This window comes from Glycomyces niveus (assembly GCF_017592475.1).
Taxonomy (GTDB): Bacteria; Actinomycetota; Actinomycetes; order Mycobacteriales; family Micromonosporaceae; genus Glycomyces; species Glycomyces niveus.
In genome coordinates, this window is the sequence record NZ_JAGFNP010000010.1 from 210,265 (window position 1) to 228,732 (window position 18,468).

Sequence of the window (18,468 nt, forward strand, 5' to 3'; positions counted from 1 at the left end):
CGCGGGCGGTGCGCCCGGCGGCGGTGCCGCCGAACGCCCACATTAACCGTGCCGCGCTCGCGGAGAACGAACCGCGACCGCCGGTCCGCGATCCGGCCCGGGGCTGCACCGGGTGTCACTGCGGCGCGGCCCCGGACCGGTGCCGTTCACTCCTCAGGTCGACCCAGGATCCAGACGGTCATGCGCTTCCGGGCGTGGAAGACGAGGTGATCCGGGTTGGCCTTGAGCCAGTGGTGCTGGCTCAGTTCGTGGATGAGCGCGGTGTAGTGGGCTTGGCTCTGGCGTTGTTCGGTGAGCGGTTCGGCGAGGTGCGGTTCGCCGTAGAGCGCACGGGTGACGGCTTCGACGGCGAGGTGGTCCGGCGGCGGAACGGTGCTGCGCCCGGCCTGGCGCATTTCGGTCATGAACGCGCCCAACCGGATGTAGTCGATCGGCCCGGCCCCGAGCCCGGCGCCCGGACCGAAGCGGAATTCGAGGACCACGGCAGTGGCGGCCCGGAGGAGGTCGGCGGCGAAGGCGTGGTCTCTCACTTGGAACCGCTGCCGGAGGTTCGCGGCGGTCGCGATTTCGCCGGTGACGAGCGCCGTCAGGTGGGCGCGGTGGAGCGCGTCGGGTGTCATGCGTCGATTCCTTCCGGGGCGGGTGCGGACTGCGCGGGAGCGGCCGGTTGAGTCTTTGACGACTTGAGCGTTGGTGAGTCGAGGGCCTTGCCCAGGAGGTCTTCCCGTGCTTCTTCGACGAGATCGAAGAGTTCATCCATTTCGGACTCGGTCAGCTTCGGATCGGCGAACTCGTCGATGACCGCCCACATGTACGCGGCCTGTTCGGTGTGCGGGATCTCGGTGAGCAGCACCGATTCGGAGGTGACCGCCCGGACCATGGCCTCGGCGCGCAGCGCCTCGAACGGCCGCTCCGGGCTGTAGTGCTTGTCGTGCAGGCGTTTCGTGAAGGCCGCGAGTTCGGCCGGGTCGGGCTCGTAGCCGAGTTCCTCGACCACGAACTGGGTGAAGAGCGTCAGCGTGAACAGCAGGTGGCTCATGCGCTGCTCGACGCTGATCTGCGCGGCGAGACGCGCGGCCTCGGCCGCCTCGCCCCGCAGGCGCGCCATGGCGTGCGCGCGGAACAGTGCGGTCTGGTTGGCGGGATCCACGGATACACCTTTCGTGAGTGAGTTATCCACAGGCCGTTGATCTGCGGATTTGCCTGTCGGGACGGGAGTTATCCACAGGCGGGAAATGCGTCGTTGAACTGCTTGACTTTCTGTGACAGGCTGGCTTCAGTTTTGGTGTAGGTGAGGCGGTTGGAGAGGGCCGCGCGGACCGCCTGGAAGTCTCGGGTCGCGGGGTTGGCTCCCGCGCCCGGGCACCTGCATCAGACTCCGCGGAGGCGCGGGCGGTCGGCTTTGCCAGAGCCGACCGCCCCGCCACAACACTTCAGCCGGGCTTCAGCGGTCGCAGTCTTGTTGGGCGGTTGTCAGACTGTGATCGCTTCGCGTTCGACGCGGGCGGTGCGCGAACTCGCCCGGGATCGCAAGCGAATCGGGGTCATTCCCGGAGAAGGAGCGCACCGGCAACGGGTCTGGTTGAGCGCCTGGCCATACCAGGCGCGGACGCGGTGGGGTGCGAGTCGGCCTACGCCCACGCCGCACCTCCGGACAGGTGCCCGCGAACCGCCTCCGGGGACACGGCGGAGCGGGCGCGCTGCGCGCCTCGCATCGCCTGCGCGAACCGCCTGGTCCGATCGGCGAGCGCGGCATGCCGCTCGGGCGGGACGGCGTCGGCCCCGCGCGGCCGGAGCCTGTCGGGCGAGGCCGGGTCTGCCCCGCGCGGCCGCCTGTCAGCCGAAACCGGATCGGTCCCGCCCGGCCGGGGCCGGTGGCGGAGGAGCCCGGCGATCAGACGCAGCCCTCGCGCGATCCGGCCGATGGTCGGCCCGCCTTCGCGTTCGACCGCGGTCCCACGGTTCGTGCGGGACTGCAGGTGGGCGGCGGCAAGGCCGGCGGACTTGTCGAGGAACCGGTCCCAGGCGTCTTCGCGGAGCTTCGAGAACCGGAACCCGGCGACCGGGTCCACCCATTCGCCTCCGTGCGGTTCTTCTTGGCGATCGACTTTCGGCCAGGGACGAAGCCGCGGACGCGCTGGCACGCTCGCCAACGGGGTCCCTCGGCCGGGGATCGGGCCTTCGGAAGCTGCGGGCCGCTGTCGGGCCGTGTGTACCTGATGCGGGCCTTCGCCTTCGGCCTCGACCGGCCCGTGACGGAACCCGAACCCCTTCGGTCCGTCGCCTCCGGCCTCGACCGACCACTGCGGGGACGGGCGATCGGACCCCGAGCGCCGTGCTCGCGGCTGCTGCGAGCGCTGATCGGGAACGACGCGCAGGTTCGCGGGCGTCACCGCCGGAGGCGTCGGCCCCGACCGGTCCTCGCCATCCCGCTTCCGCTCTCCGGCTTCTCGGCCCTCGCGGCTCTCGGAGCCGCGAATCTCGCGCTCGCCCGCCCCACTGACCTCGCCCGCCCGACCCGCATCGCGAGCCTCGCGGGCTTCGCGCTCGCGGGTGAGGCGGGTGCGACGGTCGTAGAGCGCTTCGGCCCGCTCCGCCCACTCGGCCTTCTCGGGATCTTCCTCGATCTCCCACCACGGGATCGGATCGGGGAGTTCGTCGCGACGGTGACGGCCGGTGCGACGGTCGGGGAACCACCCCGGGGTCCCGAACGGACCCGGATCGAGCACGTCGTACGGACGGTTCTTGTCGATCAGCCAGTCGTCGCCGGGCTTGTGGCGCAGGTGGTCTGGCTCGTAGCGGGGCGACCAGGGGTCGTCGTCGGCGGCGTCGAGGAGGCAGAGGTCGGGACGGGTTTGGTAGCGGTACGCACCGGGTGTCATCGGATCGGGTGAACCGTCGGACAGGAACAGGCGGCGGTCCGCCCAGTCATAGAACCCATCGACCTCTTCGAACAGGCCCGGATTCTTGGGGTGCGGGTAGGCCGGGTTGTGGCGCGGGTCGGACGAGACGGGATCGGCTGTGCATGCCGAAACCTGCGGCAGCGCAGTCGGTCCGGTTGCTGGCGCTCCGGACTGCGGCCGGACGAACGGTCCGACTTCTCCCGCCTCCGCCTGCGGGAGCGAGGTCGAGTCGCCGGAGGAGCGGCCCGCCAGCCGGCTGCGCCCTCGGCCCGCCGAGTCACCCGCCAGCGGTGCGGCGCTCTGCCTCGCCCCCCTTGCCGCGACCTGCGGCAGCGACACCGAACGGTTCGCAGGGAGGCCCGCCCTCGCGCCGCCTGGGGCGTGGCCGCTCGAATTCGGGACGCCCGGGGCAAGGCCCGAACTCGAGCCGTGGGAGGCATCGCCCTCCCCTGGGGCGCTGGTCGAGTCGCGCGATGAGTTGTCCTCCATCGAAGCGGTCGCGAAGCTGCGCAAGGCGTTGCCCGGCATCGGGTCACGCGGTGTGCCGCCCGTAAGCGTGAGGTTCGGGACGTCCGACGAGGTCCGCGAGTCGAAATCGCGAGCGGCCATGTCGCGGAGCCGAGCGCGGAGGAGCTCAGCGAGCTCCCGGTCGCGGTCATCGAACGGTTCGGAATCGACCTGACCGGCGGCCGACACGGCTGCGGTCGGCTCGGTCGATTCAGTCGAGGGTGCGGTGGAGTACGCGGCGGTGTCGGTGTTGAAGCCGCGCGAATGGCTGTTTTCAGGTACGCCGGAATAGCGTATCGTCGTAGACGACACAGAAGCTCCGTTTCTGTTGTTGGCCGCCCGGCGGGCCTGTGATTGGTAGTCGTGGACCACCGGGCGGCCTTTACATTCTGGCCTATCGATAAAGTCTGATGTGAGCTGGATGTTCCGTAACAAGCTCCGTTCGAGACGTAAGAACCTGGCTCGCTTTCGATTGCGCGAGAACTTGTCTCGATGATGACTCTTCAAAAACTTACGTGTCAACTTACGTGACAAAAGTGTCTAGAAGTTTCTTGAAAACGCTTGGGGGGCAAGGCCAAAGGCCTTGCCCCCAAGTTCGTGAGGGTCGTGAGCGTGGTTACACCTCGCTCAGCCACTCCAGTGCAAGCGTCTTCGCTTCAGCGAGGTACTGATCGAGCTGCGCGTAGACCCCAGGCGACTTGTGGACGATCATTCGGAGCGCCATCGTCTGATATCGGAGTTGCTCTTTGGCGGAGACTTCATCGAGCGACTGGTCTTCATCGTAGACCGCTCGGATCAGCACTTCCATCGCCAGCGAGCGGAAAGGTGGCTTCGCGGTGCGGTAGGCATTCGCCATCTCATCAACGAAGTCTTTGATCGCGACGAGGCCGTGATCCTCCTCGAAGAGTGCATCCACGAGCTCGGTAAACACAGCCGCGATGTAGACGACGTACTCGCGCTCGTCTTCGTCTGGCATCTGCTCGATCAGCTCACGCGCGTTCGCGCCTTCGCCGAGCGCAAGCGCCTTGGCGATCTTCTGAAACAGTTCGTAGTTAGCCATTTTCCTTCTTCCGAGACAGGCGAGTTGCCGCTTCAAAGGCGAACGCCGCGATCACGATCGTAGAGCTGAGCAAGTCACCGGCTTTGATGCCTTCGGCCTCGACGCGGCTGACAAAGACAGGTGGCTGGCCAGTTGGCACCTCGACGATAGCTTGTGCCTGGGAGCCCCAGGGATCGAAGTCGTCCTCGATGTCGAAGGTGAACTCGCCCGCCGCCTGCTTCGTGGTACCGGCAAGTTCGTCGGTATTGCGGACCGCAGATCGACCGAAGCGGCTCAGCGCACCTCGCCTACGGTCGGCGTTGGCATTTTCGTGCTCCTTCTGGAAGGGGCCGATGGAGGGATCGACTCCGGACAGCTCCTCACCGGTCGGGACCGGATCATCTCTGAGATGCCTTGGGATGGCATCAAGCCCGGCCTTCGGGGCGCCATCGGCATCGATCCGCGTCAGCGGCACGACCGCCCCAGACCCGGGGGCTCCCGGTCCCATGTTGCCCTGGATGGCCGACATGACCATGAAGTGCGCCTTCGTCAAGGCCCCCTCAAGTGCAGCCCGAAGCGACTCCGCCTCCTCGACCTCATCGACAACCTTCCGCATCCTCGCGGCGCTGCCTTCAAGCCCAAGGCCGATCATCGCTGTGATCGTGTGCTCCGCCTGTCCCTTAGACGAATTGATCGGCCCCGCGACCTCCGCCGCCGCCGCACGATCAGCCTCGATCTTGGCGGCCAGGTCATTCAGACTTCCCACGACCGGTCCCTACTGTCCCGTGGCAGCCGCGGCCGAAGTCATCGCCTCGCTCAACTTGTTCTGCAGTGCGGCTGCGAACGCATCGCACGCCGCGAGCTGATCCTTCACCGCGCCGAGTGCCGCCGCCTTGCCCTGAAGACCAATCTCCTGCAACTGTTTCAGCATCTCCTCGGCCATGGCGGTCGTGCCATGGATCTGACCTTGCAAGTCGGTCACCGCGTTCGAGTTCGCGCTGAGCGAGGAGATCACTTCGTCAATGCTCGACATGGAGGTCCGCCGTCCTCATTCGGGTTGGGGTGCAAGAGGATCGCGCAGCACCGGAAGAACCCTGCGCAACCGCCGCCGCGCGCCACGTTACCCGAACCAGGCCAACCCTGCATGACACGAAAACCGGTCCGGTCAAGCGGAACGCGGCGATTCCTTCTCCGAGGTTCCGCCAAAGAGCCCTTCCACCCAGCCAGGCGGGAGCTTCAAACACTCTGCGATGCGATCCCCGAGACGGGGATTTGGAATTAGCCGCACGGGATAACCCTGGAAGTCGGCGGTCTCGATCTCCCCACCGACATATCTCGCGCCGCTCAGGTCAACCTTCCCGCTGGAGAACTTCGCCGAGTCGAAATCGACATGGCCGCCGGAGAACTTCGCTTCGTTGAAATAAACCTGGCTGCCCGAGAACAACGTCGAGATAAAACGGATAACCCCGCCGGAGAACTGCGTCTTGTAGAAGCTGATCTGGCCGCCCGTGCACTCCGCCGCGTAGAAGCTGACTTTGCCACCGGCGAGTTCCGCCTCATTGAAGCTGATCCGGCCGCCGGCGAACACCGCCGCGTTGAATTTGGCATGGCCGCCGTAGAACTTCGCCTCGCTGAATCTGACCCGGCCGTCAGAAAAGACCGCCTCATCGAAGGCAAGCTGTCCGCCTGTCATGACGAGGCCGTTAAAGTCGAGTAGACCGGTCCTGTGAACGATCTTTCTAAAGGACATCACTCCTCCGGTAACCAGAATGCCTGAGAAGTCCGCATCATCGAAGTATGCCTTCGTGAAGTCGAAGTCGCAGCTGTGCCAAGTTCGACCAGCCATTGGTGCTTCCCTCAACCGCGCCCGGATGGCACTGATGATGGTCTCCCGAACCTGCGCCTCCTGGCTCCGTGCGCGCTCCTCGGCTCGATGTTCAGCCCGTTCGGCACTATCAGCCCCTTCCGGCGGCGGCTCGCCGGTCGGAGGGTCGAAGGGCATGCGCAGATACGCACACAAGACATTGATGCAGGTCTGCCGACCCTGGTCCCAGTCGTCGGCAAGCCCCGCCATCGCATAGACCCCAGCCAACCGGTTCGCGGCCTGCTCAGCCGACAGCTGCTCCGACGCACTCTTGAACCGCTCGTTGAAGACCTTGCTCTCCTCGCGAGCTTCCGCGCGCTCGACCCGGACCTCCGCAGCCTCGTTCAACCCCTGCCTGCGATAAGCAATGACCAGTGCGAAGACACCACCGATCCCGGCAATGATGTACAGGATCAGCCGGATGACCTCGACCTTCAGCTCATCCTTGAGCCCCGCAGCGAACACCCCCTGGAAAATCACCCAGAGCACGAAAACCGAAGCGACCGCGACCCCGAAGAACAGCGCAATGTGCAGCCACAATCGCAGCGGCAGCCATCGCTGCTCATCCCCGGTAATGAGGAACCGCAGCGGCCCCAGCTCACCTTGAAGCACCGCAACCAGATGAGTCCTGATCGGTGCCCGTTTCGGGCCGGCTCGATGTCGCCTCTTGGTACTTGGCCGGTCGTCCGCTCCGACCTCGGGAGGGGTGGTCATCCGCCAGTTCTATCAGAGTTCGGCCTGCTCAAGTGTCCGGGACGAACCGGGACAGGTTCCAGGTGGCTGGGTGCTTGACGGCCGCAACCGCGTTCGCGACGATTTCCCCAACCGTGTTGACTCCTTCGCCGAACGAGGTGCAGTGCAATGAAAGTCAAACCCGACGACCTCGAAGACGCGGGCGGCCACCTCAAATCCCTGGCTGATGCCTACGACGACCTCGTGCTCGATGTGGCCACGTCGACCCGGAACCGCGCCGACGCGTTCACCGGCAACGGGAGTTCCAAGGCGCTGATGGAAACGTTCGATGAGGCGTACGAGATCTTCTACACCTTCATCTACCAAACAGGCGTGAACATCCGGGCCATGGGATTGACCCTCGAAGACTTCGCCGAGAACCACCGGATGACCGACCGCGAGGTCGAGCGCTCGTTCGAAGAGCATGAAGAGGACATCGACGAGGTACGCAAGCGCGACCGCAAGGTCGGCCCGAGCCTGCCGCCCGCGCCCGAACGCAAGGACGACCCCGGCCCCTACAACCGAGGGGGCGTCAACTGATGGCGTTTCCCGCTGGAACACCCACACTGGAGCAGGTCAACGGCCTCTGGGAGCGGGCCAAGAACCAGATCGAGGTCCGCTACATCCTCGAAGCCTTCAACATGTGGATAGCCGACCAGGCAAAGCAAGGCCGCGCCGTCGATCGATGGGTGGAAGGCATCGCCATCGCCCGCATCCCCGCGAACTACGGAGAAGCCAACGCAGCGAGGCTCAAAGAGCAGGCGAAGCAGGCCGCCACGAAGACCATCGACGCCTTCGAAGCGCGCTACAGCCCCTATTTCGACAAGGGCCAGGAAGCGGCGCTCGGAGAGCTGTACTCGAAGTACACCGGCTACCGGGGGACCCTCGACCAACTCCATGAGAGCCGCGACATCAAGTGGGCCAAGCACTACACCGACGACTGGCGGGAGAAGGCGGCCGAACCCTTCCGGAAGGAGTTCATGGAGCCGTTGGAAGGCGCGATCACCCGCCACCGGGACATAGCGAAATACCTGGCCGGCGCGGTCTCGTTGGAGGCATGGGGGCAGGTGGCCATCCGGAAGTCGTTCGCCGAGCTGCCCCTGGCCGCCTGCGGCGGTGGCGTCACGAAGGAAAGGGCGGAAGAGCTCAAGAAGACCAAGGGAGCACTGGAGACGACTTCGGACGCGAGCGGCATCGTCGGGCTGGGACTGTTCGCCTTCCCGGCCGCGGGCCTCATCGTCGGCGGGATCGGGGTGGTCGCGTCGGCGCTGGCTGACTCGATCGAGCCCGTGGTCATCTCGCTGGAGCTTCCGGACACGACGAGCATGAGCTACACCGCCTGGGTGAAGCTCGTCCACGACGCGATCACCTCGCTGACGGACGGTCTCGACAAGGGCCGCGACGGCGCCGCGAAGGACCTTCGGAGCGAGATGATCGGTGCGATCAAGGACCTCGAGAACTGGGAGACCCTGCCGAGGCATTTCGTGCCGGGCGGCGAACTGCTCGACTGACCTCTTCAGACACAACCGTGGTGTGGTGGCCGTGCGGCGCCAGAGGTCGTCCCGTAAGCCTGCGAGGGTGAGGTTGTAGAGCCGGTCGGTCAGCGGTTCTTCTTGCGCGAAGCGACGGTGTGTTCTCGGCTGTGAACGTCTCGGGGCTTCGGGCCGAGTCCGATTGCAACGCAACAGGTGAGGCCGAGCGTAGAAGCTACTGTCGTCCAGTCACTTCGCTTTGTGGAGGAACCCCCGTTGAAGCTCATGCCCGCCCGCGCACTGGCGGTGCTGTCCCTGCTGCTCATGGCCGGGGCCTGCGCCGCCCCCCAGACGGGGACGTTCACGCCGGCGCCGATCGTCCCGGCGGTGTCGATGGACGCCGTGGAGGACCAGGACCCGACCGCTCCGTTCACGCTCTCCGTCGTGGACGGCATCCTCGAAGAGGTCAACGTCACCTCCGACCGCTCCGAGACCATCGAGGGCGCGTTCTCCGAGGACCTCACCTCGTGGACCTCTGAAGGCATCATGGACGCCGGGTCCACCCACACCGTGGTCGCGAAGGCCGTCAGCTCGGACGGCACCGTCACCGAGTTCGAGCAGCAGTTCACCACTCAGGCCCGCGAGAGCTCGGGCTTCGAGGTCGCCGACGTCACCCCGGTGGCCGAGGGCGAGGAGGTCGGCGTGGGCGCGCCGATCATCGTGACCTTCACCGAGGACGCCCCCGACCGCGCCGCTGTCGAGCGGCTGCTGGTCGTCGAGTCCGAGAAGGGCCACGAGGGCGCCTGGCGGTGGATCGACGACGACACGGTGATCTACCGCACCAAGGAGTACTGGGAGGGCCACCAGACGGTGACCTTCACCGCGGACTTCGAGGGCGAGTTCCTGGGCGACGACACGTGGGGCGGCGAGGACTACACCGCGCAGCTGAAGATCGGCGAGGCCAACATCTCCCGCGCCGACCTCGACTCCCACACCATGACCGTCGAGGTCGACGGCGAGGTCGCCAAGGAGATCCCGATCAGCGGCGGCTCCGGCGACGAGTGGGAGTACCACACCGCAACGGGCACCCACCTGGTGATGGAGAAGTTCGAGGACAAGACGATGGTCTCCCCCGGACGTCAAGAGGGCGATGAGGGCTACTACTCGACTGAGGTCAAGTGGGCCACCCGCATCAACGCCTCCGGTGAGTTCGTACATGGTGCGCCCTGGGCCGAGGAGGAGGGGCGACTCGGCAATTGGAACGGCTCGCACGGCTGCCTGAACGCGAGCCTCGCGGACGCCGAATGGTTCTTCCACATGGCGCAGCGCGGCGACCCGGTCGAGATCACCGGCTCGCCGCGCCCGATGCCGTGGGACAACGGCTGGGGCTACTGGGTGATGTCCTACGACGAGTGGAAGGAAGGCTCGGCCCTCTAGTACTCCAGTGAGAGTTCCGGGTTTGAGCTGCGGGGATGCAGACGCTGGACGCGGAACGGCCGACGTGAGCATTGTTGTTGGGACGCAACTGAAGATCGCGACGACCGTGGAGACGAGAGCAGACGTGGGTTGCCTGCGGTCGGATCTGGACGCGCTGTGGACGCGCATCGCGACTTACGGGACATCGCTAGGATGCCGCGGTCGCGGCGGTTGCGAGGCAGATGATCATGCGGGCTGCTTCGCGGCGTGCGCTAGATGGTGCCGTCGGGTCGGATGTCGTAGGAGGTGACCACGGCGGAGCCGTAGCGCTGGTAGCTGATGCGTCTGCTGTCGACGCTGTTCAGGGCGGCGCAAGAGGGGCATCTGACCGCGGTCGAATGCTGGTACCGCACGCCGTCCTCCCATTCGTGCCGGCAGTTGCCGCAGCGCACGCAGACGATGAAGTTGTCGGTGCTGCCGTTGTCGATGGCGACGAAACCGGTCGCGCCGGTCATGACCCCGATGATGTCGCCCTGGTGTTCGGCAGCGGTGACGTCCCGTTGCCAAGGGAGCAGGTTCTCCAGGTACAGGCCGTCGATGTCCTTGCCCCAGTGGCCGTTCGGGGTTTCAACCACGTAATAGGTCAGTTCGCGGGTCACGTTGATCTCGTCGCGAAGGTACTGCTTGGCCTTCTCGGTGTCGCTGCCGCGGAACACGTAGTAGGTGCCGCTGGCGTTGCGCAGAAGTCCGTACCCGGGCTCCAGCCCGGCCGCGGCCTGCTTCGCCTTGGCCGCTTCGGCGTCGGCGCGGGTCGCGAAGACGATCGGCCCGGCGTCGCGGGAGCGACGCTTCTTGAACCAGCCCATGTGCTCTCCTCGGGAGGGATCTGCCAGGTGGTTCGAAGCTAGCCGGGGATCCTCGGGAGGGGTCCCGGGGACTTAGTCGCGAGGGTCGGCGCCTCTGAACCAGAGGGCGTTCTCGGTGCGCAGCAAGGCGAGAGGGATCAGAGCGGCGAGGAACGCGATGGCCGCCAGGGTGTCGGCGGCAGGGACCCACCAGGGGAGGGTTTCGAGCATCCTGTCCAGGATGACGACCGTGCTCTCGCGTCCCGCGGTGCGCATCCGGAGCCAGAGCACCGGCTGCCCCGCGCACCCGAGCGCCGCCCACACGGCGGCGAAGAGGGCGAGCCGGAACGATCGACGTCGGCCCTCGCCGACACTCTTTGCGGCGCAAATGAACAGAACGGCGGCAATCCCGAAGCCGAGCGCCGCCAGGACCGCGGCGATCTCGAGGAGGAACGGCACCGATTCGAGCAGGTCGGGGTCGGTGTTCTCGATCCTGGCGGCGCGGTACTGCGCGTCGCGGCCAGTTCTCATGAAGGTGCCGAGCCCGGCCACCTTGAGGGCGAAGGCCGCGGCGAACGCGATCGCGACCATCCACAGTACCGTGACGGCCTGGCCGACTTCGGGCGGTCGATCGGGCTTTCGCATGACTGCGGTGGTCACGTAGCGCCCCCGGGGGCCATGGTTCAGTGCGGCGAACCGAGCGGACGGACGGCGGTGAGGCCGTTGGATTCCGGACAGTCTAGGGACGGATGTCAAGTCGGAAGCGGCGGCCGGGCGCTTGGCGACACGCGGTAGCTTCATTGCACCACCGAGCTAAGGAGTCTGGACCACTATGGCCGGAGCGCTGTCACGCCGCAACCTCTTCAAGATCGGCGGAGGTGCGGCCGCTGCGGGAGTCGGCGCTTCTCTCGCCGCGCCGGCGCGGGCACAGGAGGCCACATGGCAGTCCGAGCTCGTGACCATCGGCGCGGACGGGATGCTGAACTACCACTTGGAGAAGGTCAGCGAGAAGAAGATCCCGAACTTCAGCTGGGCGGGCTACCGCAACGGCGAGAGGCTGATTCCGGACGTCAGGGAGGTCCCGGCGCGTCCCACGGACGTCCCGATCGTCAAGAAGATAGGTCCCGTCTCCGGCGACAACACCGCGCACCTGCAGGCGGCCCTCGACGAGGTGGGCGCGATGCCGATGCAGGAGAACGGCTTCCGCGGCGCGCTGCTGCTGAAGCCGGGCGTGTACGAGGTCGCGGAGACCGTCTACATGGAGCGGAGCGGCGTGGTGCTCCGCGGTTCGAGCCGTTCGGCCGATCCCAGCGTCGGCACGATCATCCGATCGACCGCGACCGCAGGGGTTGATACGAAAGGCGGCGTCGAATGCCCCCTCTGGATCGGCGGCAAAGCCGGCGGCTGGGAAGCGGACGTGATCGACCCCGTCACCGGAGCGCCGGTGCCGGTGAAGGACACCGCCACTGACGTGACCTCCGAGGTCGTGCAGGCCGGTTCGCGGCGGCTCGCCCTCGCGTCGGTCGCGGACTTCAAGGTCGGCGACAACATCATCATCTGGCATCCCTGCACGCAGGAATGGATCGACAAGATCGGCGGTGGCGGCGGGGTGCCGTGGTCGCCCGGCGACGAACCGATCGCCTACAACCGGTACATCAAGGCGATCGACGCGGCCAAGAACGAGATCCTCATCTGCGCGCCCGTGTTCAACGACCTCGAGCGAGCGGTCGCGCAGTCCTATGTGTACGTGTGGAACCGGGTGGGCCTGGTGCGCAACGTGGGTGTGGAGAACCTGCGGGTCGACATGGTCCACCAGGGCTTGGAGGACGAAGACCACGCGGACAGCTGCATCGCCGTGATCCGCACCGAGGACGCGTGGGTGCGCGACGTCTCGACCCTGCATTTCAAGCACGCCGGGGTCATCGTGCGGCGGAGCACGCGCGTCACCGTCGAGAACGTGACGGCGCACCATCCGCGTTCGCGCATCGTGGGCAGGATGCGGTACAGCTTCAACGCCGGACACATGGCGCAGCTGGTGCTGTTCAAGGACCTCGAGACCTCGGAGGCCAGGCACGCGTTCGTCTCGGGCGGACAGGCCACCTCCTCGGGCAACGTCTGGACCCACTGCGTGGCCCGCGACGGGTGGGCCGAGTCGGGCGGCCACGCGCATTGGAGCCAGGGGCTGCTGTACGACAACGTCAAGGAGCTGTACAACCAGGGCGAGCACGACTGGGTGCTGAGCCTGCACAACCGCGCGACCGGCGGTATGAACCAAGACCAGGGCTGGTCGTCGGTGTACAGCGTCCTGTGGAACTGCACGGTGAGCAGCGGTTCGACCGCGTGCGTCCAACGTCCGCCGACCTCGCAGAACTTCGCCATCGGTATGAACGGCACCGTCAACGGCGTGAACCAGTTCCCGGGCAATCCGACCGGTTACATCTCGCCGAAGAGCGGGCCCGGTCTGGAACCCGCTTCGCTGTACCGCGCCCAGCTTGAGAACCGGGTGGGGATCAGCATCGACTTCTGAGCCCGGCGCTCAACGCCGCGGCCGACCGCAGCGGGCGGCCCGTCCAGATGGCCGGGCCGCCCGCTCAGCAGGTAGAGCCGGTCAGGCGGCCGGGCCGTTGACCGGGCCGTGCGCGAGATGAACGCTCTTCGCGCCGCCGCGCATTCGGATGCGGCGCGCCAGGGCGACCGCGTGCTTCACGTCGGTGGCGAGGAAGAGGACCGTGGGGCCCGACCCGGAGACGTGCGCGGCGAGCGCGCCCTCCTCAAGGCCGCCGTGCATGAGCGAGGCGAGCTGCGGGCGGAGGCTCACGGCGGCGGCCTCCATGTCGTTGATGAGCAGGCGCGCGAGGTCGTCGGCGCTCGCGCCGGACTCGAAGGCCCGCACGAGGGGGGCCACATCGGAGGAGTAGCGGCCGATGCCGTCCTCGCGGAGGCGGTCCACTTCCTTGTAGCACTCAGGGGTGGAGATCTGGGTGTCCGTGGTGGCGACGACCCAGTGCCAGGTGCCCTTGGCGTCCACAGGAGTCAGTTTCTCGCCGCGGCCGCTGCCGATCGCGGTGCCGCCCTTGAGGCAGAACGGCACGTCGGAACCGAGGCCCGCGGCGAGGCGCTCGAGTTCGGCGTCGCCGATCTCGACCTCCCACAGGCGCGCGCAGGCGATGAGCGCCCCCGCGGCGTCGGCCGAGCCGCCCGCGAGGCCGCCGGCGACGGGGATGCGCTTGTTCAAGTGCAGCTTGACGTCGGGTTCGATCCCCGCGTACAGGGCGATGAGCTTGGCGGCCTTGTGGGCGAGATTGGCCTCGCCGGTGGGCAGGGTGCCCGCGCCCTCGCCGGAGATGGTGATCTCGATGCCGGGCTCGCCGCGCCGCTCGGCGGTCACGGTGTCGTGCAGGCTGATCGCCTGGTACACAGTGGAGAGGGCGTGGTAGCCGTCCGCGCGGGCGTCGCCGACGCCGAGGTGCGGGTTGATCTTGGCGGGCACGTCGACGCTGATCGAAGCGCCAGGCTGGGCGGGCGCGGTCTGTCCGGTCATGAGGCCTCCTGAGACGGTGCGGTCTCGCCCAGAGCCTCCTTGGCGTCGGCGAGGGCGATGAACTCCGCTATGTCCAACGATTCACCCCGCCTGGTGGGTTCGATCCCCGCCCGTTCGAGCACGGCGTCCACGTCGGCGCCCGCCCAGGCCTTGAGGGACTGGCGCAGCATCTTGCGGCGCTGGTTGAACGCGGCGTCCACGGCGCCGAAGACCTCGACCCGGTTGGCCTCCGGGCTCTCGATGCGCTCGAAGGCGACGAGCCCGCTCGCGACGTTGGGGACCGGCCAGAACACGTTGGGCGAGACCGACCCGGCGCGCCGGGCCTTCGCGTACCAGGCCATCTTGATGCTGGGCGCGCCGTAGATCTTGGAGCCGGGCCCGGCGGTGAGCCGGTCGCCGACCTCGGCCTGGACCATGACGAGGCCCTTCTGGAGGCTCGGGAAGGTCTCCAGGGCGTGCAGGACCACGGGCACCGCCACGTTGTACGGCAGGTTCGCGACGAGCGCGGTGGGAGGCTCGGGCATCTGCTCGGGCTTGATGCGGGCGGCGTCGGTCTCCACGACGGTGAGCCGCTCGTGCTCCTCGGGCGCGCGGTGCTCCACCGTGGTCGGGAGGGCGAGGGCGAGCTTCGGGTCGATCTCGACGGCGATCACGCGGCGGGCGATCTCGATGAGCGCCAAGGTGAGCGAGCCGAGTCCGGGGCCGACCTCCATGACGACGTCGTCGGCGTCGAGCTTGGCGACGTTCGCGATGCGGCGCACCGTGTTGGCGTCGACGACGAAGTTCTGGCCCCACTTCTTCGTCGGCGTGATCTGCAGACCGCGCGACAGGGAGCGGATGTCGCCCGAGGTCAGCAGGCGCGCCATCAGCCCTGGCCCCCGGCGAGGAGCGGTTCGAGGACGAGCCCGGGGTAGTCGTTCACGATCGTCTGGATGCGGTACTTGTTCGGCAGCGCCACCAGGAACGCGCCGTCCCTCGGACGGGTGAACACCTCGACGCCGGGGGCAGTGCGCAGGCGCTGCGCGCCTTCGGCGTCGGTGAGGCGCGCGAGCTGGAACGGCAGGTGGTCGATCGTCGCCGGGACGTCGAACTCCGCCTGCAGGCGCGCGACCGTGACCTCGAACTGGAGGGGCCCGACGGCGGCCAGGACGGGCGTGGCCTCGCCGCGCCGCTCGGAGTAGAGGACCTGCACCACGCCCTCGGCGTCGAGCTGCGCGATGCCGCGCCGGAAGCGCTTGGCCTTCGACGTGTCGTGCATCTGCAGCGCCCCGAAGTGCTCGGGCGCGAACGCCGGCAGCGGCGGGTACTCGACGGCCTTGCCCGCGTAGATCGTGTCGCCCACCGAGAGGCCGGTGGCGTTGACCAGGCCCACGATGTCGCCCGGCCAGGCCTCGTCGACGGTGTCGCGGGCCGAGCCGAACAGGGTCTGGGCGTACTTGGTGGACATGGTGCGCTTGCCCTGCGCCTGCGTGACCTGCATGCCGCGCTCGAAGCGGCCCGAGCAGACGCGGATGAAGGCGAGCTGGTCGCGGTGGGAGGCGTTCATGTTCGCCTGCGACTTGAAGACGAACCCGGAGAAGCCCTCCTCCAGTTCGCGCGGCTGGCCCTTGGCGTCCTCGCGGGAGAACGGCGACGGCGCGATGTCCACGAGCAGGTCGAGGAGCTGCCCGACGCCGAAGTGGACGAGGGCCGCGCCGAACAGGGTCGGGGTGGTCTGCCCGGCCTCGAACGTCTTCGGGTCGAAGTCCGCCTCGACCTCCGACAGGAGCTCCGACTCCTCTTGCGCGCGTTCGTAATCAGGCCCGAACTGGGCCATCGCGGCGGCCTCGTCGAGGAACTCGGCCGTGGCGAGCTGCTGCCCGCCCGGGGAGCGCTCGTACCGGACCATGCCCGGGACCTGCGGCCCCGCGGCCCGGCGTCCCGCCGCCTCGGCGCCGAACCCGACGCGCTCGATGACGCCGCGGAACTCGCCGCCCACGCCCACCGGCCAGGTGACGGGCGTCGGCTTGATGCCGATGCGCGTCTCGATCTCCTCGATGAGCTCGAGGGCGTCCTTCGCCGGGCGGTCCCACTTGTTGATGAACGTGATCACCGGGATGCGCCGGGCCCGGCACACCTCGAACAGCTTCAGGGTCTGCGGCTCGAGGCCCTTCGCGGCGTCGAGGAGCATCACGGCCGCGTCGACGGCGGTGAGGACCCGGTAGGTGTCCTCGGAGAAGTCGGCGTGGCCGGGGGTGTCGAGGAGGTTCACGACGCAGCCGCGGTACTCGAACTGCAGCGCCGCCGAGGTGATCGAGATGCCGCGGTCCTGCTCCATCGACATCCAGTCGGAGACCACGCCCTTGCGGTCGCCCTTGCCGTGGACGGCGCCGGCCGACGAGATCGCCCGCCCGTACAGGGCCAGGGCCTCGGTGATCGTCGACTTGCCGGCGTCGGGGTGCGAGATCACCGCGAAGGTGCGGCGGCGCGCGGCCTCGGCCGCGATGTGGCTGGACATGGATTCCTCAAGGTATAAGTGCGTTGCGGGCCCGACCCTCAACGATAGCTGTGCGCAACGACACCGCCGCTGAGCCCGCGCTGGGGCCGGTTCTTGTCGGACCCCCGCGCAATGCTGGGACCTACAGTGCCCCTCTGGGTGGGTGGGGGATGTGGATGGTAGTCGCGAAGGCGAGCCTATTTCGCGAGTTCCGCCTTCACGATCCCCGACACGACCTTGCCGTCCGCCCGGCCCGCGGTCTTCGGGCCGATCGCCTTCATGACCTTGCCCATGTCCTTCGGACCGGCGAAACCGCCCTCGGCGATCGCGTCCCGCACCAGCTGCGTGACTTCGGCCTCACTGAGCTCTTCGGGCAGGTACCGCTTGATCACGGCCTCCTCCGCCAGCTCCGCCTCCGCCGACTCCTCGCGGCCGCCCGCACGGAACCCCTCGGCCGCCTCCCGGCGCTGCTTGGCCTGCTTGACCAGGACCTTCACGACCTCGGCGTCATCGAGCTCGCGCGGGGACTTCCCCGCGACCTCCTCGTTCTTGATCGCCGTGAGCACCATCCGCAGGGTGCCCAGCGTCACCTTGTCCTGCGCCTTGAGGGCGGCTCGCATATCGGTTTCCAACTGGGTCTTTAGCTCGCTCATATCTCGACAATCTACCGTTGGGGTATGAAGATCAGCCGTGGACTAGCCGCAGCAGCCGGGATCGGGGTCGGCGCCGGGGCGCTGGCGCTCGCCTACGCGTCGCTCTATGAGCGCGTCCAGTACACGCTCCGCCATTTCGCGGTGCCTGCACTGCCCGAAGGCGCCGAGCCGATTCGGGTCCTGCACATCTCCGACCTACACATGACGCCCGGCCAGGTGCGCAAAGCGCACTGGGTCGCGTCCCTGGCCGCGCTCGACCCGGACCTGGTGCTGCTCACCGGCGACAACCTCGCCCACCCGGACGCGATCGACCTGGTCGAAAAGACCCTCCGGCCGCTGTTCCGCGCGCCGGGCGCGTTCGTGTTCGGCTCCAACGACTACTACGCGCCGGTGTTCAAGAACCCGCTGCAGTACTTCAACCCGAACCACGAGCACAAGTACGGGGCGCCGCTGCCCACCGAGGAGCTGCGCAAGGTCCTCGTCGACGGCGGGTGGCTCGACCTGAACAACGCCGCGGCCGACCAGCTCGTCTCCGGCCTCAACGTGCACTTCGCCGGCGTCGACGACCCGCACTTCGACCTCGACGACTACGAGCTCGTCTCCGGGCCCGTCCCGGCGAGCGCCGACCTGTCGATCGGCCTCACCCACTCGCCCGAGCCGCGCGTCCTCGACGAGTTCGCGCGCGACGGCTACGACTTCATCGCCGCCGGGCACACCCACGGCGGCCAGGTCTGCGTGCCCGGCTACGGGGCGCTCGTCACCAACTGCGGCATCGACCGCGAGCGCGTGAAGGGCCTCCACCCGTGGGAGGACACCTGGCTGCACGTCTCGGCCGGTCTGGGCACGAGCCCGTACGCGCCCGTCCGCTTCGCGTGCGCCCCGGAGGCCAGCCTCCTGACGTTCGTCCCGAAGGCCTTCTAGCGCCCGCGCTCCGGGCCCGGATGTGACCGAGCCCGGAGCGCCCCCACCCCGCTCAACGGGTGGTCGCGCCCTCGGGTAGCATTTCCAATCGACACGCAC

18 protein-coding genes are annotated in these 18,468 nt (G+C 67.8%); 5 read left to right on the plus strand and 13 right to left on the minus strand.

Annotated features, from left to right (window positions below; genetic code table 11):
• Positions 1 to 146: 146 nt before the first annotated feature.
• From J5V16_RS17835 to J5V16_RS17865, 7 genes are all read right to left on the minus strand, one after another.
• On the minus strand, positions 147 to 620 hold the full coding sequence (locus J5V16_RS17835; protein WP_208497909.1) for a hypothetical protein: 474 nt from the start codon (positions 618 to 620) through the stop codon (positions 147 to 149).
• Positions 617 to 1,150, minus strand: coding sequence for a hypothetical protein (locus J5V16_RS17840; RefSeq protein ID WP_208497911.1), 534 nt, complete (start codon positions 1,148 to 1,150; stop codon positions 617 to 619). The genes J5V16_RS17835 and J5V16_RS17840 overlap by 4 nt, the downstream gene beginning before the upstream one ends.
• A gap of 481 nt (positions 1,151 to 1,631) precedes the next feature.
• Positions 1,632 to 3,782 (minus strand): hypothetical protein, encoded by a 2,151-nt coding sequence (locus J5V16_RS17845; RefSeq protein ID WP_208497913.1) that lies wholly within the window; start codon positions 3,780 to 3,782, stop codon positions 1,632 to 1,634.
• Positions 3,783 to 4,026: 244 nt separating this feature from the next.
• A complete protein-coding gene (locus J5V16_RS17850; protein WP_208497915.1) occupies positions 4,027 to 4,470 on the minus strand; it encodes a hypothetical protein in 444 nt (147 codons plus the stop codon).
• Complete coding sequence (locus J5V16_RS17855) at positions 4,463 to 5,215, minus strand: hypothetical protein (protein WP_208497917.1); 753 nt, start codon at positions 5,213 to 5,215, stop codon at positions 4,463 to 4,465. Before J5V16_RS17855 ends, J5V16_RS17850 begins: the two co-directional genes overlap by 8 nt.
• Positions 5,216 to 5,224: 9 nt before the next feature.
• A complete protein-coding gene (locus J5V16_RS17860; RefSeq protein ID WP_208497919.1) occupies positions 5,225 to 5,482 on the minus strand; it encodes a hypothetical protein in 258 nt (85 codons plus the stop codon).
• 132 nt (positions 5,483 to 5,614) lie between these two features.
• The gene (locus J5V16_RS17865; RefSeq protein WP_208497921.1) at positions 5,615 to 7,027 is read right to left on the minus strand and encodes a pentapeptide repeat-containing protein; all 1,413 of its coding nucleotides are present in this window, start codon (positions 7,025 to 7,027) and stop codon (positions 5,615 to 5,617) included.
• A gap of 147 nt (positions 7,028 to 7,174) precedes the next feature.
• Between J5V16_RS17865 and J5V16_RS17870 the strand changes: the two genes are divergently transcribed.
• The 3 genes from J5V16_RS17870 (at position 7,175) to J5V16_RS17880 (ending at position 9,954) form a co-directional block, all read left to right on the plus strand.
• Positions 7,175 to 7,585, plus strand: coding sequence for a hypothetical protein (locus tag J5V16_RS17870; RefSeq protein ID WP_208497923.1), 411 nt, complete (start codon positions 7,175 to 7,177; stop codon positions 7,583 to 7,585).
• The gene (locus J5V16_RS17875; protein ID WP_208497925.1) at positions 7,585 to 8,556 is read left to right on the plus strand and encodes a hypothetical protein; all 972 of its coding nucleotides are present in this window, start codon (positions 7,585 to 7,587) and stop codon (positions 8,554 to 8,556) included. The genes J5V16_RS17870 and J5V16_RS17875 overlap by 1 nt, the downstream gene beginning before the upstream one ends.
• Before the next feature lie 246 nt (positions 8,557 to 8,802).
• A complete protein-coding gene (locus J5V16_RS17880) occupies positions 8,803 to 9,954 on the plus strand; it encodes a L,D-transpeptidase (RefSeq protein ID WP_243901409.1) in 1,152 nt (383 codons plus the stop codon).
• Positions 9,955 to 10,205: 251 nt separating this feature from the next.
• On the opposite strand, the gene J5V16_RS17885 is transcribed toward J5V16_RS17880, so the two are convergent.
• Both J5V16_RS17885 and J5V16_RS17890 read right to left on the minus strand, forming a co-directional pair.
• Positions 10,206 to 10,799, minus strand: coding sequence for a hypothetical protein (locus J5V16_RS17885; RefSeq protein WP_208497934.1), 594 nt, complete (start codon positions 10,797 to 10,799; stop codon positions 10,206 to 10,208).
• Between the two features lie 72 nt (positions 10,800 to 10,871).
• Positions 10,872 to 11,423, minus strand: coding sequence for a hypothetical protein (locus tag J5V16_RS17890; RefSeq protein ID WP_208497936.1), 552 nt, complete (start codon positions 11,421 to 11,423; stop codon positions 10,872 to 10,874).
• Positions 11,424 to 11,610: 187 nt separating this feature from the next.
• Here J5V16_RS17890 and J5V16_RS17895 point away from each other — a divergent pair, with 187 nt between their 5' ends.
• Positions 11,611 to 13,305: a hypothetical protein gene (locus J5V16_RS17895; protein ID WP_208497938.1), complete on the plus strand. Its 1,695-nt coding sequence runs from the start codon at positions 11,611 to 11,613 to the stop codon at positions 13,303 to 13,305.
• Between the two features lie 81 nt (positions 13,306 to 13,386).
• Here the strand turns inward: J5V16_RS17895 and J5V16_RS17900 are convergent, their stop codons facing one another.
• The 4 genes from J5V16_RS17900 to J5V16_RS17915 form a co-directional block, all read right to left on the minus strand.
• Positions 13,387 to 14,319 (minus strand): 4-(cytidine 5'-diphospho)-2-C-methyl-D-erythritol kinase, encoded by a 933-nt coding sequence (locus J5V16_RS17900; protein ID WP_208497940.1) that lies wholly within the window; start codon positions 14,317 to 14,319, stop codon positions 13,387 to 13,389.
• On the minus strand, positions 14,316 to 15,185 hold the full coding sequence (gene rsmA, locus J5V16_RS17905; protein ID WP_208497942.1) for a 16S rRNA (adenine(1518)-N(6)/adenine(1519)-N(6))-dimethyltransferase RsmA: 870 nt from the start codon (positions 15,183 to 15,185) through the stop codon (positions 14,316 to 14,318). Before rsmA ends, J5V16_RS17900 begins: the two co-directional genes overlap by 4 nt.
• On the minus strand, positions 15,185 to 16,816 hold the full coding sequence (locus J5V16_RS17910; RefSeq protein ID WP_208497944.1) for a peptide chain release factor 3: 1,632 nt from the start codon (positions 16,814 to 16,816) through the stop codon (positions 15,185 to 15,187). The genes rsmA and J5V16_RS17910 overlap by 1 nt, the downstream gene beginning before the upstream one ends.
• Before the next feature lie 176 nt (positions 16,817 to 16,992).
• Complete coding sequence (locus J5V16_RS17915; protein WP_208497946.1) at positions 16,993 to 17,448, minus strand: GatB/YqeY domain-containing protein; 456 nt, start codon at positions 17,446 to 17,448, stop codon at positions 16,993 to 16,995.
• A gap of 24 nt (positions 17,449 to 17,472) precedes the next feature.
• Between J5V16_RS17915 and J5V16_RS17920 the strand changes: the two genes are divergently transcribed.
• Positions 17,473 to 18,369 (plus strand): metallophosphoesterase, encoded by an 897-nt coding sequence (locus J5V16_RS17920; protein ID WP_208497948.1) that lies wholly within the window; start codon positions 17,473 to 17,475, stop codon positions 18,367 to 18,369.
• Positions 18,370 to 18,468: the final 99 nt, after the last annotated feature.